This is a genomic window from Pseudomonas sp. LAM2023 (assembly GCF_016620375.1).
GTDB classification, from domain to species: domain Bacteria; phylum Pseudomonadota; class Gammaproteobacteria; order Pseudomonadales; family Pseudomonadaceae; genus Aquipseudomonas; species Aquipseudomonas anuradhapurensis.
In genome coordinates this window covers 144,110-157,083 of the sequence record NZ_JAENHV010000026.1, presented here as the reverse complement: position 1 = coordinate 157,083, position 12,974 = coordinate 144,110, and the positions used below count along the sequence as shown (strand labels likewise).

Sequence of the window (12,974 nt, the reverse complement as noted above, 5' to 3'; positions counted from 1 at the left end):
GATGGCGATCAGGGGCTGAGCGGCGCGGGGCGACGTCAGGACACAATGCGATCTTAATGACACAATGTGTCATAAGCAAGCGTTGTGTCATCGCCGTCGTACTTTCGTACGCTGCTATCCGAATGCAGTAGCTGGTGGTGGAGAGTTGCGCCCGCTGCAGAGCCTAGCGGGGCGGTGTACTTAGGCTCTGTACGAAAAGCCTTGATACTTGTTCATGCTGCGTTGAAAACAGCCTCGGAATGCTCATGTACTCCAGTACACTCCGCTTCCTCGGCTGTTTTCGCCTTGCCTGACCTGCGTCTCAAGACTTTTCGTACAGAGCCTAGTGCGAAATACGATGTGGGCATTGATTGCACAGGGCGTTGCGTGAACGCCGGGCTGGGAAAGGCCCTGCAGGACAGTCTGGTGAATAGGACCGCGCCAGACCGCTCGAATTTGCTTGATGGCAGTCTGGCCAAGATCGGACTGCAGGCCGTTATGGGCGGGGTTGGCCGCTGAGGCCGCTGGCGGTTATTTCAGTACTGGTGCGCTGGAAGGATTATCCAAAGGTTTCAGAGGGAGGTAAGAACTATGCTCAGGTCGGAGATCGACTATAAATGTGATCCGCTCAGGTCAACCAGTGCATACCGTTGTTGATGAGGTTCCTAGGACGGTTTACTGGAGTGGAAATGTTTGGCGTGGTAACTGAGAATTCAGGGAAACTTGTGGTTACGATCCTTCGGAGGGCCAGCGAATGACTGAGTGGCTCTATCCTAAGACAGTTGAGGCTGTTGAGCGTGCGTGCGCCTTATTTCTGAGCGGTGGATTGGCTAGGAGCGACCTGCAAGCTGCTTTATATAAAGCAGAGCAGGAGGTTGTCGCATATGAGGAGCGCTGGTTTAGGTCTTTGCTGTGCGATGCTGAAAATAGAATTGAAGAAATAACTTACACGGAGTCATCTGAACGACATTCCGCGTTGATTGCTTTAATTGTTCATCAGTTACTTGAAAGCATGCGGCGCGGTGATTTACTCCATGCACAGTGACTCCACGTTTCTCAGGCACCGGAGCTTACGCCGGTTTTGTCTTGTCTGCGGTCGGCACCAGGCGTAACTACCTGTTTCTTCAGTTCTCAGGTGTTCTCCTCGTGTTGCTTTTCTGTTCTTGTTGTTGCTGTGTTGCTGTGTTGCTGTGTTGCTGTCGAGTTGTCTGAAGGTCCCTGTGCATGACGCCATTTGAACTGCTTATTTTGTGCTATCAGGCTTCTATTTATCAGCTATCGTGCGACTTTCTTTCTGCGGCCGACTCTCTCAAGGCGCACCAAACACCATCGTCCAGTAAACCCCATCATCGCTACGCGAATTCTCGGCATATGCCGCCCCCACCTGGGTAAACATCGGATTCATCAGGTTGGCGCAATGCCCCGGGCTGGCCAGCCAGCCTGCCATCGCCTTGCTCGCTGAGCCCTGGCCGGCGGCGATGTTTTCGCCGATCTGGCGGCCGCGATAGCCGGCATTCCGCGCCCGGTCCGCCGGCAGGTCACCGTCGAGGTCGCGGTGGGCGAAGAAGTTTTCGTTGGCCATCGCCCGGCTATGGCGCTGTGCGGCCGCGCCCAAGGCGGCGTTCCAGGTCAGCGGGCGTGCGGCAGCAAAGCGCTGGCGCCCGCACAGGCGCGGTTTGGCCCGGGCAGCGTTGACCTGGGCCAGCAACGCCTGGCCCGTGCTGCGCCGGTCGCCGAGTTGCGCCTCCAGCAATGGGCGCGCCAGCACCACCTGCCACTCATTGCGGGCGCGGCGCACGCCAATATCGGCATACTGGCTATCGAGCAACGCAGCGCAGTAGTCGCTGCGCAGCATGTCGAAGGCCTCCTCGGCATCGTGGGCGCCGACCAGGCGGATAGCCCGCACCTTCACTGCCTGATAGCCAACCGCCTTCAAGCCGTCGCGCAAGCCACCCCCATAGCCGATCGGCAGCGCCAGGTTCGCCTTCAGCGCCAACGGCGTCGAGGCCCGAACCAGGCGCCGCTCGCAGCGCTGTGGCTGGGCGCGGTAGTCGTTGATCGCCGCTACCAGCTGGCGCTCCCCGCTGGCATGGGCGGGGCTGGTCAACAGCGGCAGGAAAGGCAACAGGCAGAGCGAGACAAGGCGGGAGCAGCAGGCAGCGTGGCGCATGGGGCAGACAGCTCGGCAGGAGGTTGGCAGTGAGGCCGGTCAAAGGGCCCGGCTATGACTGCGCCGCCCGACACTGGTTCACCAACAATCCGTACATTTTCATTCGCTGGGAAACTGCCAGACGGTAGCGCTACAAGCGCCAGAAAGGTGTCGCCCGGCTCGAAAACCCGGCTTTGCAGCGCTACGCTTATTCCACCCAATCGAAAACTGCCCTGGTCAAGCAGCGGAGGAATGACTGCATGCGGTTGTCTACGTTCATCATTCAGCATATGGAAAGGATCCTCCAGGCTTGGGAGGACTTCGCCCGAACGGTTGACCTGCCCAGGGAAGCTCTGAGCACATCGGGCCTGAGGAACCACGCAGCGCACATTCTCCTGGCCGTGGCGCGGGACATGCAAACCAGCCAGACCGTGCAGGAGGAAATAGACAAATCCCACGGACTGGCTGCAGCGTCAGCGGGCGAAAGCGCGGCGGAAACCCATGCGGTCATGCGCCTGATGGATGGCTTCAGCATGGATCAGATGGTGTCGGAGTATCGGGCCCTTCGATCAAGCGTGTTGCGCCTGTGGCTTGCTCAGGAAATGTCGATCGACCAGCCCGAGCGGGTGGCGGAGGTCATCCGCTTCAACGAAGCCATCGACCAGGCCCTGGTCGAATCCATCGCTTCGTATGGCAAGGCCGTCGAGACCACACGAAAGATGGTGCTGGGTGTACTCGGCCATGATCTTCGTTCACCGCTGACCGCCATCACCATGGGGGCCGGTATGCTTGCCAGGAATCAGCAACTGGGGCCGCGGGAACAGACTGTGCTGAACCAGATCTACACGAGCGTCGGGCGTGCCAACGACCTGGTGAACGACTTGCTCGACCTGGCCCGATGCAACCTCAGCCTGGGCATACCCATACAGCGTGAGCCTGGTGAACTCAGCGCCGTGTGCGCCGCCATCGTCAAGGAAACCAGCCTGGCCTATCCGCAGATAGACCTGCGCTTCGAGCAGGCAGGGCCATTACCGGCCAGCTTCGACCCGTCACGCATTTCCCAGGTAGTATCGAACCTGGTCGCCAATGCCATACGGCATGGCGATGACCGCTCGCCGATTCGGATACGGCTGACGACCGAGAACAATTGCGCGGTGATTGAGATCCACAACTGGGGCAACCCTATTCCTCCAGACCGCAAGATGTATCTGTTCAATCCTGAGGCACGTTTGGCCCGGGCGGGCCATATGGAAGGTAGAAAGCCGCATGGGCTGGGGCTTGGCTTGTTCATTGCCAACGAGATTGTCGCCAGCCATGGGGGCATGATCGAAGTACTGTCCAGTGCGGAACTGGGTACGACATTCAAGGTTGTTTTTCCTCTTGAACCAGGTACTTCTGCCGGTTGACGGCGTAGAGCCTGGCACCGGCCGTGCCCGTTCTCACAAGGTGAATGCCTGCAATGCTTCACCCAGGCAGAAGCGGCCTTGTATCGCTGCCTGGCAGTAGGGCGATGGCCTCGCGCAGCAAGGCCGTCATCAGGCGCATCGCGGGGTCGCGGGCATTGTCGATTCGCCAGCCCAGCTCTATCGAATACCGCGGCAAGTGGATCGGGCAAGGCTGGCACACGACATGGCTCACCCGCGCCAGCGCCTGTGCCGCATGCGTCGGCAGGGTGGCCACGCAGTCACTGCCTTGCAACAGCGCAGGGAGCGCAGCGAAATGCGTGGTGGAAGCTTCCACCGTGCGGCTCTGTGCCTGCGCTGCCAGCACTTCGTCCACCACGCCAACATAACCGCCTGAAGAAACCAGGACATGGCGTTTTTCCAGGTAAGCCTCAAGGGTCAGCGCAACCGGCGCAGCGCTGGTTGCCGTAAGGCAGCTGTAGCCACCGGTTCCGAGCGCCAGGCGCCCGAGCGCTTTCGAGGCGACGGCGCCTGAAGTCAGCGCCAGGTCGAACTGCCGATTCATCAAGGCATCGTTGGCAAGCAAGCTGTGGGTCTGCTTGAACACCAGGCGGATGCCAGGCGCGTGGGCTTTCGCCTGATCGATCAACTGCCTGCCGATCGCCAGTTCGAAATCATCCGACATGCCCAACGCGATCGTGCGCCCCTGGATGGCTGCATCGTCGTTGAATGCCAACATCAAGCCTTGGCGACACTTGTCCAGCGCGGCAGCAATCACAGGGCGCAGTTCCTCGCTTTTTGCCGTGGGCTGGAGGCCGCGCCCGGTGCGCTCGAACAAGTGATCACCGAAGACCCGCCGAAGCCTGGCCAGCGCAGCGCTCACCGCTGATTGGGTAATGCCCAGGCGGATGGCGGCGCGGCCGGCACCGCCTTCTTCATATAAGGCTTCGAAGACCTTGAACAGGTTCAGGTCCACCGAGGCGAGGTCGAGTTTGCTCATGATCGGGACTGCCCTTTGCAAGAATGACTGCGGCCACGCTAGGCGAAACCCGATATGAATTCCAGTCATATCAGATGTTGCCCTGGCGGTGTTGTTCAATAACGTGTCGCGACAGAACATGGCAGCCACACCGTTCACACGAGACAGTCGATCATGGCCCATACCACCGTTGCAGCACTGCAGATAGGTTCCCACCCGGACGGCAAGGCCGAGACCCTGAAGGCGATCCTCGGCTACGAGGAAGCGATCAGGGCCAGCGGGGCAAAACTGGTCGTGATGCCCGAAGCGCTGCTTGGCGGCTACCCGAAAGGCGCGACCTTCGGCACCTACCTGGGCTATCGCCTGCCCGAGGGGCGCGAGGCATTCCAGGCCTATTTCGCCAATGCGGTTGACGTGCCCGGCGCAGAAACCGATGAACTCGCCGCGCTCTCCGAGCGCACTGGGGCGCACCTGGTGGTCGGGGTGATCGAACGCTCCGGCAACACCCTGTTCTGTTCCGCACTGTTCTTCTCGCCAGAGGGCGGGTTGGTCGCCAAGCACCGCAAGCTGATGCCGACGGGCACCGAGCGCCTGATCTGGGGCCAGGGTGACGGCTCGACCCTGCCTGTGGTCGATTCGCCCGCAGGCAAACTGGGCGCGGCGATCTGCTGGGAGAACCACATGCCGCTGCTGCGCACGGCCATGTACGCGAAAGGGGTACAGGTGTGGTGCGCGCCGACCGTCGATGAGCGTGATGTCTGGCAAGCCAGCATGCGCCACATCGCGCATGAGGGGCGGATGTTCCTGGTCAGCGCCTGTCAGGTCCAGCCGTCGCCACGTGAACTGGGCATCGAAGTGCCAAGCTGGGATCCTCAACGTCCCCTGATCCAGGGCAACAGTGTTATCGTCGGGCCGCTGGGCGACGTGCTTGCCGGGCCGCTACGCGGTGAAGCGGGGCTGTTGACCGCGGATATCGACCTGGAGGAGCTGGTGCGCGCTCGCTACGATTTCGATGTGGTGGGCCATTATTCGCGGCCCGACGTGTTTTCGTTGAACGTCGATGAGCGCGCCAGGCGCGGTGTCGATTTTCAAAAGTGACTCATTGCCGGGGATATTCGGGAGCGAAAGCATGGATGGCCTTCCTACCTTGTTCACAGAGCGTCTGCTGCTGACGCCGCTTCGCTTGGAGGATGCCCAGGCGATACAGGCGCTGTTCCCCCAATGGGAGGTGGTGCGCTACCTCGACCGTCGCGTGCCATGGCCGTACCCGCCAGACGGGGCGCTGAGCTATGTGCGTGATATCGCCCTGCCTGCTATGGCTGTCGGCCGAGAGTGGCACTGGATGATCCGTCTGCGCGACGAAGACCAGCACACCATCGGCAGCATCAGCCTGTATGACCAGGCTGGTAACAACCGCGGATTCTGGCTGGCGCCGCAGTGGTGGGGCAAAGGCTATATGCGGGAAGCATGCCGGGCCATCAATGCTTATTGGTTCGAGACTCTGTCGCGCCCCGTCATGCGGGTTCCCAAGGCGGTTGCCAACAACGCGTCGCGCAAGGTTTCAGAGCACGAAGGCATGCGCCTGGTCGAGGTGCGCGATGGCGATTTCGTCTCCGGGCCAATGCGCGTCGAGATCTGGGAGATGACCCGCAGCGACTGGCTGGACAGCGTGAAGCCAGGCCGCTAGTGGCTTGAGCCTGGTCAGTGGCTTTCCAGTTACCCTGGCAGCCCTGCCAGTTGCAGGCCCTCGGCCAGCCGGGCCAGGTCTTCATCGCGATAGATCGGCAACCATTCACGCAGGATCGACACGCGTAATCCCGGATCTTGCTCGCGCAGGCGCGCCATGGCCCGGTGGGCGCTGTCCATTCGCCCGCTCAGGGCATGGCTGGCTGCCACCAGGGCTACCGCCACCAGCAGGTTGGGCAGGTTGCCCAGCGATTTTTCCGCCCACTCCACCGCGTCATCCAGCCGCCCGGCAAAGAAGTGCGCCAATGCCATGCCTACCTGCATGCGGAACATCTCCGGGTCCAGCGGGCTCAGCCGGGTGGCGTGGCTGAGGTTGTCGATGGCGGTCTGGGTCTCGCCACGCAGCGCCCGCAACACCCCGCCCAGGTACCAGGCCGGTGCGAGGTTGGGGTTGAGCAGGCGTGCCCGGTCGAGCAAGGCGATGGCACCGTCCAGGTCGCCGGCCAGATGGCCAAGGGCATGGCCACCACGGGTCAGGGCCACGGCATCGTCACGCCCCAGTGCCACGGCAAGGCGCGCGAGCCGGGCGCCCTCGGCGATCTCCTCGGTGCGGTTGTCCATCCAGCCATTGAGCTTGCGCCAGAAGTAGCACCATGCGGCCATGCCGTAGGCTGAAGCGAACTCCGGGTCGCGTTCGATGGCGTGGTAATACAGTGTCAAGGCCTCGGCGATGGCCTCGCGGGTGCCGTGGTGCAGCTTGGCCGTGCCGCGCAGGTAGAAATCGTAGGCGCCAAGGTCGGCGGTAGGCTTGCGCTTGGCCCGCTCGATCTCGGCCCGCTCCAGCTGCGGCGCGATCGCCCCTACCACGCTTTCAGTGACCTGGTCCTGCAACTCGAACACATCATCCAGCGACCCTTCGAACCGCTCGGCCCACAGGTGCTCGCCGCTGCTGGCGTCGATCAGCTGGCCGGTGATGCGCAGCCGCTGGCCGGCCCGGCGCACGCTGCCTTCGAGTACATAGCGCACGCCCAGTGCCTGGCCCACCTGCTGCACGTCGATGGGCTGGCCCTTGAAGGTGAAGCTGGAATTGCGGGCGATGACGAACAGCCAGCGGATGCGTGACAGGGCGGCGATGATGTCCTCGACCATGCCATCGGCGAAGTAGTCCTGCTCGGGGTCACCGCTGAGGTTCTGGAACGGCAGCACGGTGATCGATGGCTTGTCCGGCAGCGCGGGCCCGCTGGGTGCCGGCACCGTTTCGGCTGCGGTTGGCGCCGGGCCGCTGGCGGCTTCGCGGACTTCGCCGACGAAGCGATAGCCCTTGCGCGCCACGGTACGCAGCAGCCGTTGCTCCTCGCCGGAGTCGCCGATGGCTTTGCGCACGGCGTTGATGTGGCTGGTGATGGTCGATTCGGAGACCACCTTGCCGTTCCACACCCGTGCCAGCAATTCGTCGCGGCCCAGCACCCGGTCGCGGTGGCTGACCAGTTGTACCAGCAGGTCGAACACCTGCGGGCCGATGGCCACGGCCTGGCCCTGGCGGGTCAGTTCCCGGCGCTGCTCGTCGAGCTGATAGTCGTCAAACACGAATGGCACGTGGCATCCCTCGCACGCCCTGGGCCTGGTGGCCGAGGCGCCTGGTTTCAGGTATCGGTCGATGATACGGCAGCAGCCCAGGCGGCAGTACTGGCCTGCGCCCGGATTGAATAGTTTGGACGCAAATTAAAGCCTGCGTGGAGGCAAATCCAGCCCGCGAACAAGGACTGGCTGTACCAGGCGGCGCATGCTGCAGCCAGACGACAGCAATGGTTGCGGTCGTGCATGCGGAGACAGCCCAATGAAAATCGTGGTCATCGGAGGCACCGGCCTCATTGGTTCGAAGCTGGTCAACGGCCTGCGTGAGCGCGGCCACCAGGCCGTCGCGGCAGCGCCGAGCACCGGGGTCAACAGCATCACCCGCGAGGGCCTGGCCGAGGCGATGGATGGTGCGGATGTGGTGGTGGACGTGGCCAACGCCCCGTCCTGGGAGGACCAGGCGGTGCTGGAGTTCTTCGAGACGTCCACGCGCAACCTGCTGGCGGCCGAGAAAGCCGCTGGGGTGAAGCACCATGTGGCGTTGTCGATCGTCGGTACCGAGCGCCTGCCGGATAACGGCTACTTCCGCGCCAAGGTCGCCCAGGAGGCGCTGATCAAGGACTCGGCGTTGCCGTACACCGTGTTGCGGGCCACGCAGTTCTTCGAGTTCGTCGAAGGCATCGCCCAGGCGGGTACTGTCGGTGACGAAGTCCACCTGTCGCCGGCGCTGTTCCAGCCGCTGGCTTCCGATGACGTGGTGGCGGCACTGATCGACGTGGCCCTGGCACCCGCGGCCAACGCTACGCTGGAGGTGGCCGGGCCGGAGGCACTGCCGATGGACGAACTGGTGCGCCGCTTGCTGCGCCTGCGTGGCGACAACCGCAAGGTGGTGGCCGACGTGCACGCCCGCTATTTCGGCGCCGAGCTCGACGACAAGGCACTCACCCCCGGCAGCGGCGCGCGGCTTGGCACCATCCGTTTCGAAGACTGGCTGGCGCGCCAGTGAGTCGCCCAGCCCCCACCCGTCAACCGAGGAGCACCAGCATGTTCAATCGCACCCTCCTGGCCGCCGCGTTCAGCGTGCTGGCCATTACCCCGGCAATCGCCGCCGAACGCCCGCTGAGCAAGGTCACCGTGGTGTTCGACAAGCCATTGCCGAACGTGCCAGGCAAGAGCATGCGCGGGGTCATCGTCGACTACGCGCCGGGCGCTGCGTCACCCGCGCACCGCCACCCGAATTCCGCCTTCATTTACGCCACCGTGCTCGAAGGTGAAGTACGCAGCAGCGTCAATGGCGAGCCGGCCAAGGTCTACAAGCCCGGCGAGAACTGGTACGAGGCCCCGGGCGCGTTCCACGGCGTCAGCGCCAACGCCAGCGACAGCAAGCCGGCCAAGCTGATGGCGGTGTTCGTGCTCGACAGCAACGAGACGGTACTGGTCACCCCGAGCGACAAGTAGGCCGCGAACAGTCGCCGATCCTGCGTACAATGCGGGCAGGGCAGGGGCATCGCGAGGTCAATGTGGAATTACGCCAGTTTCGCTACTTTTTGAGTGTGCTGGAGCACGGCAGCCTGGGCCGGGCCGCGCTCGAGCTCGGGGTGGGCGCGTCCGCCCTGAGCCAGCAGCTGTCGAAGCTGGAAAGCGAGCTGAGCACCCGCCTGCTGACCCGCTCGAGTACTGGTGTTACGCCGACGGCGGCGGGCCTGGCCTTCGAGTACCACGCCCGGCTGGCGCTGCGCCAGGCCGAGCACGCCATGCTGGCGGCGCAGAGTGGGCGCATGAGCGGCTATGTCAGCGTCGGCCTGGCGCCGACCACCGCATCGGTGCTGGGCCTTGCTCTGATCGAGCGGATGCGTCAGCGCTATCCGGACATCCACCTGCACCTGGTGGAAATGCTATCGGGCTATCTGCTGAGCCAGCTCAACGCCCGGCACCTGGACCTGGCGGTGTTGTTCCAGGCGGAAGCAGGGGCGCGGCTGGAGGTGCGCCCGCTGCTGCAGGAGCGCTTGTTCGCCCTGGTGCCGCAGCGCCTGGTGCAGGAGGGCTGGGGCGAAGCGCTGACCCTGCAGCAGATCGCCACGCTGCCGCTGGTGATGCCTAGTACCCAGCACGGCCTGCGCTCGACCTTGCAGGCGATCCTGGCCCGGGCCGGGCTGGAAGCCGACATCGTCATGGAGGTCGACGGCTTGTCGCTGCTCATGGATTGCGTGGCCGCCGGCCACGCCGCCACCCTGCAACCCGGTGCTGCGGTAGCCCGGGCAGCCCAGGCCGGCGTGCGGGTATTCGCCATCGACGATGCCCAGGCGCAGCGCCGCAACCTGGTGGTGAGCCTGGGTGAAGACGAGCTCTCGCCAGCAGCATTGGCGACCCGGATCGTGCTGCATGAAGTGGCCCGCGACTTGGTCGCCCACGGCAAATGGCCGGGCGCGCGACTGCTCTGACCAGGGCCTGCCGCGGCGCCACCCTTTAGAAAAACTGAACACCTACCCCCGCTGATCGCGTTTCGTCACCCGCACGGGGTCATTAGATTCCGTGGTCCGCGAGGAGCACACCGACCGTTCTGGCTCCTCGAGACCTGGAGGCAAAATGATCGATGTGCTTGTCATTGGCGGTGGCAACGCCGCCCTGTGCGCTGCGTTGATGGCGCGTGAGGCCGGCGCCAGCGTGCTGCTGCTGGAGGCCGCGCCGCGTGCCTGGCGAGGTGGCAACTCGCAACACACCCGCAACCTGCGGTGCATGCACGATGCACCGCAGGATGTGCTGGTCGATGCATACCCGGAAGAAGAGTTCTGGCAAGACCTGCTCAAGGTCACCGACGGCCAGACCAACGAAAAACTGGCGCGGCTGGTGATAAGGGCGTCGTCCGATTGCCGCGACTGGATGCGGCGCCACGGTGTGCACTTCCAGCCGTCGTTGTCCGGGGCCTTGCACACGGCACGTACCAATGCGTTTTTCATGGGCGGCGGCAAGGCGTTGGTCAATGCCTATTTTCGCAGCGCCGAACACCTGGGCGTGCAGGTTCGCTACGACACCCCGGTGTGCGACATCGAGCTGCACGGCGAGCGTTTCGTCGCCGCCCATGTACCGGCGCGCGAGGTAGGCGGGCGGCAGTTGCCGGCCGAACGTATCCAGGCACGCAGCTGCGTGCTGGCCGCCGGTGGCTTCGAATCCAACCGCAGCTGGCTGCGTGAGGCCTGGGGGCAGAACCAACGCGGCGAATGGCCGGCGGACAACTTCCTGGTGCGCGGTACTCGCTTCAATGACGGTGTGCTGCTGCGGCGCATGATCGACCTGGGCGCCGATACCATCGGTGACCCGACCCAGGCGCACATGGTGGCCATCGATGCCCGCGCGCCGCTGTACGACGGCGGCATCTGCACCCGCATCGACTGCGTGTCGCTGGGGGTGGTGGTCAATCGCGAAGGGCAGCGCTTCTACGATGAGGGTGAAGATTTCTGGCCCAAGCGCTACGCGATCTGGGGCCGCCTGGTGGCCCATCAGCCGGGCCAGGTCGGGTTCTCCATCATCGACCAGAAGGCCCTGGGTCGGTTCATGCCGCCGGTGTTTCCAGGCACCACGGCCAACACCCTCGAAGAACTCGCGGGCCTGCTTGGGCTGCCGCCGGCGGCCTTCGTCGACAGCGTGCAGGCTTACAACCGCGCCTGCCAGCCCGGCACCTTCGACCATACCCGGCTGGATGACTGCCACACCGTCGGTATCACCCCGGCCAAGAGCCACTGGGCCCTGCCCATCGATACGCCGCCTTTCTACGGCTACCCGCTGCGCCCAGGCGTGACCTTCACCTACCTGGGCCTGCGCACCGACGAGACCGCCGCCGTGCACTTCGCTGGCCGGCGCAGCCCGAACCTGTTCGTGGCCGGTGAAATGATGGCCGGCAACGTGCTGGGCAAGGGCTACACCGCCGGGGTCGGCATGTCCATCGGCACCGCCTTCGGCCGTATTGCCGGCACTCGTGCCGCTGCCGCCGCGCGCATTCCATCCCCTGACGAGGCCCGCCATGACCGCGCAACTGCCTGAACCCCGCCAGTACCTGCCTGCTGCCAGCGGCCCCGAACTGATCCCGTTGCTGAACCTGGACGAACAGGAAGTACAGCGGCAGATGAGCATCTGCAACGCCTGTCGCTACTGTGAAGGGTTCTGCGCCGTGTTCCCGGCGATGACCCGCCGGCTGACCTTCGGCAAGGCCGATATCCATTACCTGGCCAACCTCTGTCACAACTGCGGCGCCTGCCTGCACGCCTGCCAGTACGCCGCGCCCCACGAGTTCGCCGTCAACGTGCCGCAGGCGATGGCCAAGGTGCGCGGCCAGACCTACGCCGACTATGCCTGGCCGGCGGCGTTCGGCCGGCTGTACCGGCACAATGGTACCTATGTCGCCAGCGCGCTGGCCGTGGCGCTGTCGCTGTTCCTGTTGCTGGCCCTGGCGGTCAACGGCACCTTGCTGCCCGGGCGGCTGGCGGGCGATTTCTATGCGGTGTTCCCGCACCACACCCTGGCGCTGTTGTTCGGCAGCGTCTTCAGCCTTGCCGGTGTGGCGCTGGCACTGGCCGTGCGGCGCTTCTGGCGCCAGGTCTCGCCCGCCGGGCAGCAGGCAACGCCGGCCGATGGCGCTGTGCTCGAGGCATCGGCGGCGGTACTGACGCTGAAGTACCTCGACGGCGGGCATGGCCAGGGCTGCAACAATGCGGACGACCGCTACACGTTGTGGCGGCGCCGCTTCCATCACCTGACCTTCTACGGCTTCCTGCTGTGCTTCGCGGCTACGCTGGTCGCCACCGGTTATCACTACCTGCTCGGCCTGGCAGCGCCTTACCCGCTGCTGAGCCTGCCGGTGCTGCTGGGCACGGCCGGTGGGATTGGCCTGGTCATCGGCCCGCTCGGGCTGCTGGCGCTGAACCTGCGCCGGGCGCCGGAACACGGCGATGCTCGGCAAAGGCCGATGGACCGGGCCTTCATCCTGCTGCTGTTGCTGGTCAGCGTCACCGGGCTGGCGCTGCTAGGGCTGCGCGACAGCGGGGCCATGGCCATCCTGCTGGCCATCCACCTGGGCACGGTGATGGCGCTGTTCCTCACGCTGCCCTATGGCAAGTTTGCCCATGGCCTGTTCCGCAGCGCCGCGTTGCTGAAGTTCGCCATCGAGAAACGCCGGCCCGACCCGCATGGCCTGGGCGGGGACTGAAGC

The 12,974-nt window shown here is 64.3% G+C and carries 12 protein-coding genes; 9 read left to right on the top strand and 3 right to left on the bottom strand.

The genetic code is table 11. The features are described from left to right. Nucleotides 1-733 precede the first annotated feature (733 nt). Nucleotides 734-1,024: a hypothetical protein gene (locus JKP78_RS15660; RefSeq protein WP_186687407.1), complete on the top strand. Its 291-nt coding sequence runs from the start codon at nucleotides 734-736 to the stop codon at nucleotides 1,022-1,024. 264 nt (nucleotides 1,025-1,288) lie between these two features. Here JKP78_RS15660 and JKP78_RS15655 read toward each other — a convergent pair whose 3' ends face one another. Beyond that, nucleotides 1,289-2,149: a CAP domain-containing protein gene (locus JKP78_RS15655; protein WP_200626943.1), complete on the bottom strand. Its 861-nt coding sequence runs from the start codon at nucleotides 2,147-2,149 to the stop codon at nucleotides 1,289-1,291. A gap of 239 nt (nucleotides 2,150-2,388) precedes the next feature. Between JKP78_RS15655 and JKP78_RS15650 the strand changes: the two genes are divergently transcribed. Beyond that, nucleotides 2,389-3,534 carry a sensor histidine kinase gene (locus JKP78_RS15650; protein WP_186687411.1) on the top strand — a complete coding sequence of 382 codons (1,146 nt, stop codon included), beginning with the start codon at nucleotides 2,389-2,391 and terminating at the stop codon, nucleotides 3,532-3,534. 58 nt (nucleotides 3,535-3,592) lie between these two features. Here JKP78_RS15650 and JKP78_RS15645 read toward each other — a convergent pair whose 3' ends face one another. Continuing rightward, a complete protein-coding gene (locus JKP78_RS15645) occupies nucleotides 3,593-4,531 on the bottom strand; it encodes a LysR family transcriptional regulator (protein ID WP_200626942.1) in 939 nt (312 codons plus the stop codon). A gap of 153 nt (nucleotides 4,532-4,684) precedes the next feature. On the opposite strand from JKP78_RS15645, the gene JKP78_RS15640 reads away from it, so the two are divergent. Both JKP78_RS15640 and JKP78_RS15635 read left to right on the top strand, forming a co-directional pair. Continuing rightward, a complete protein-coding gene (locus JKP78_RS15640) occupies nucleotides 4,685-5,608 on the top strand; it encodes a carbon-nitrogen hydrolase family protein (protein ID WP_200626941.1) in 924 nt (307 codons plus the stop codon). Nucleotides 5,609-5,639: 31 nt separating this feature from the next. Next, complete coding sequence (locus JKP78_RS15635) at nucleotides 5,640-6,197, top strand: GNAT family N-acetyltransferase (RefSeq protein WP_200626940.1); 558 nt, start codon at nucleotides 5,640-5,642, stop codon at nucleotides 6,195-6,197. Between the two features lie 29 nt (nucleotides 6,198-6,226). Here JKP78_RS15635 and JKP78_RS15630 read toward each other — a convergent pair whose 3' ends face one another. Beyond that, on the bottom strand, nucleotides 6,227-7,792 hold the full coding sequence (locus JKP78_RS15630; protein ID WP_200626939.1) for a winged helix-turn-helix domain-containing tetratricopeptide repeat protein: 1,566 nt from the start codon (nucleotides 7,790-7,792) through the stop codon (nucleotides 6,227-6,229). Between the two features lie 241 nt (nucleotides 7,793-8,033). On the opposite strand from JKP78_RS15630, the gene JKP78_RS15625 reads away from it, so the two are divergent. The 5 genes from JKP78_RS15625 (at nucleotide 8,034) to tcuB (ending at nucleotide 12,971) form a co-directional block, all read left to right on the top strand. Further along, complete coding sequence (locus JKP78_RS15625) at nucleotides 8,034-8,777, top strand: SDR family oxidoreductase (RefSeq protein WP_186687421.1); 744 nt, start codon at nucleotides 8,034-8,036, stop codon at nucleotides 8,775-8,777. Between the two features lie 38 nt (nucleotides 8,778-8,815). After that, on the top strand, nucleotides 8,816-9,229 hold the full coding sequence (locus JKP78_RS15620; protein WP_170029028.1) for a cupin domain-containing protein: 414 nt from the start codon (nucleotides 8,816-8,818) through the stop codon (nucleotides 9,227-9,229). Between the two features lie 62 nt (nucleotides 9,230-9,291). Next, nucleotides 9,292-10,212, top strand: coding sequence for a LysR family transcriptional regulator (locus JKP78_RS15615; RefSeq protein ID WP_186687423.1), 921 nt, complete (start codon nucleotides 9,292-9,294; stop codon nucleotides 10,210-10,212). A gap of 145 nt (nucleotides 10,213-10,357) precedes the next feature. Further along, entirely contained in the window at nucleotides 10,358-11,809 is a 1,452-nt protein-coding gene (tcuA, locus tag JKP78_RS15610) for an FAD-dependent tricarballylate dehydrogenase TcuA (protein ID WP_200626938.1), read from the top strand. Continuing rightward, nucleotides 11,790-12,971: a tricarballylate utilization 4Fe-4S protein TcuB gene (tcuB, locus tag JKP78_RS15605; protein WP_200626937.1), complete on the top strand. Its 1,182-nt coding sequence runs from the start codon at nucleotides 11,790-11,792 to the stop codon at nucleotides 12,969-12,971. The genes tcuA and tcuB overlap by 20 nt, the downstream gene beginning before the upstream one ends. Nucleotides 12,972-12,974: the final 3 nt, after the last annotated feature.

Excerpts from the sequence above, each read along its gene's own strand:
- JKP78_RS15660 (WP_186687407.1), top strand. The coding sequence starts at position 734 with ATGACTGAGTGGCTCTATCCTAAGACAGTTGAGGCTGTTGAGCGTGCG.
- JKP78_RS15655 (WP_200626943.1), bottom strand. The coding sequence starts at position 2,149 with ATGCGCCACGCTGCCTGCTGCTCCCGCCTTGTCTCGCTCTGCCTGTTG.
- JKP78_RS15650 (WP_186687411.1), top strand. The coding sequence starts at position 2,389 with ATGCGGTTGTCTACGTTCATCATTCAGCATATGGAAAGGATCCTCCAG.
- JKP78_RS15645 (WP_200626942.1), bottom strand. The coding sequence starts at position 4,531 with ATGAGCAAACTCGACCTCGCCTCGGTGGACCTGAACCTGTTCAAGGTC.
- JKP78_RS15640 (WP_200626941.1), top strand. The coding sequence starts at position 4,685 with ATGGCCCATACCACCGTTGCAGCACTGCAGATAGGTTCCCACCCGGAC.
- JKP78_RS15635 (WP_200626940.1), top strand. The coding sequence starts at position 5,640 with ATGGATGGCCTTCCTACCTTGTTCACAGAGCGTCTGCTGCTGACGCCG.
- JKP78_RS15625 (WP_186687421.1), top strand. The coding sequence starts at position 8,034 with ATGAAAATCGTGGTCATCGGAGGCACCGGCCTCATTGGTTCGAAGCTG.
- JKP78_RS15620 (WP_170029028.1), top strand. The coding sequence starts at position 8,816 with ATGTTCAATCGCACCCTCCTGGCCGCCGCGTTCAGCGTGCTGGCCATT.
- tcuA (WP_200626938.1), top strand. The coding sequence starts at position 10,358 with ATGATCGATGTGCTTGTCATTGGCGGTGGCAACGCCGCCCTGTGCGCT.
- tcuB (WP_200626937.1), top strand. The coding sequence starts at position 11,790 with ATGACCGCGCAACTGCCTGAACCCCGCCAGTACCTGCCTGCTGCCAGC.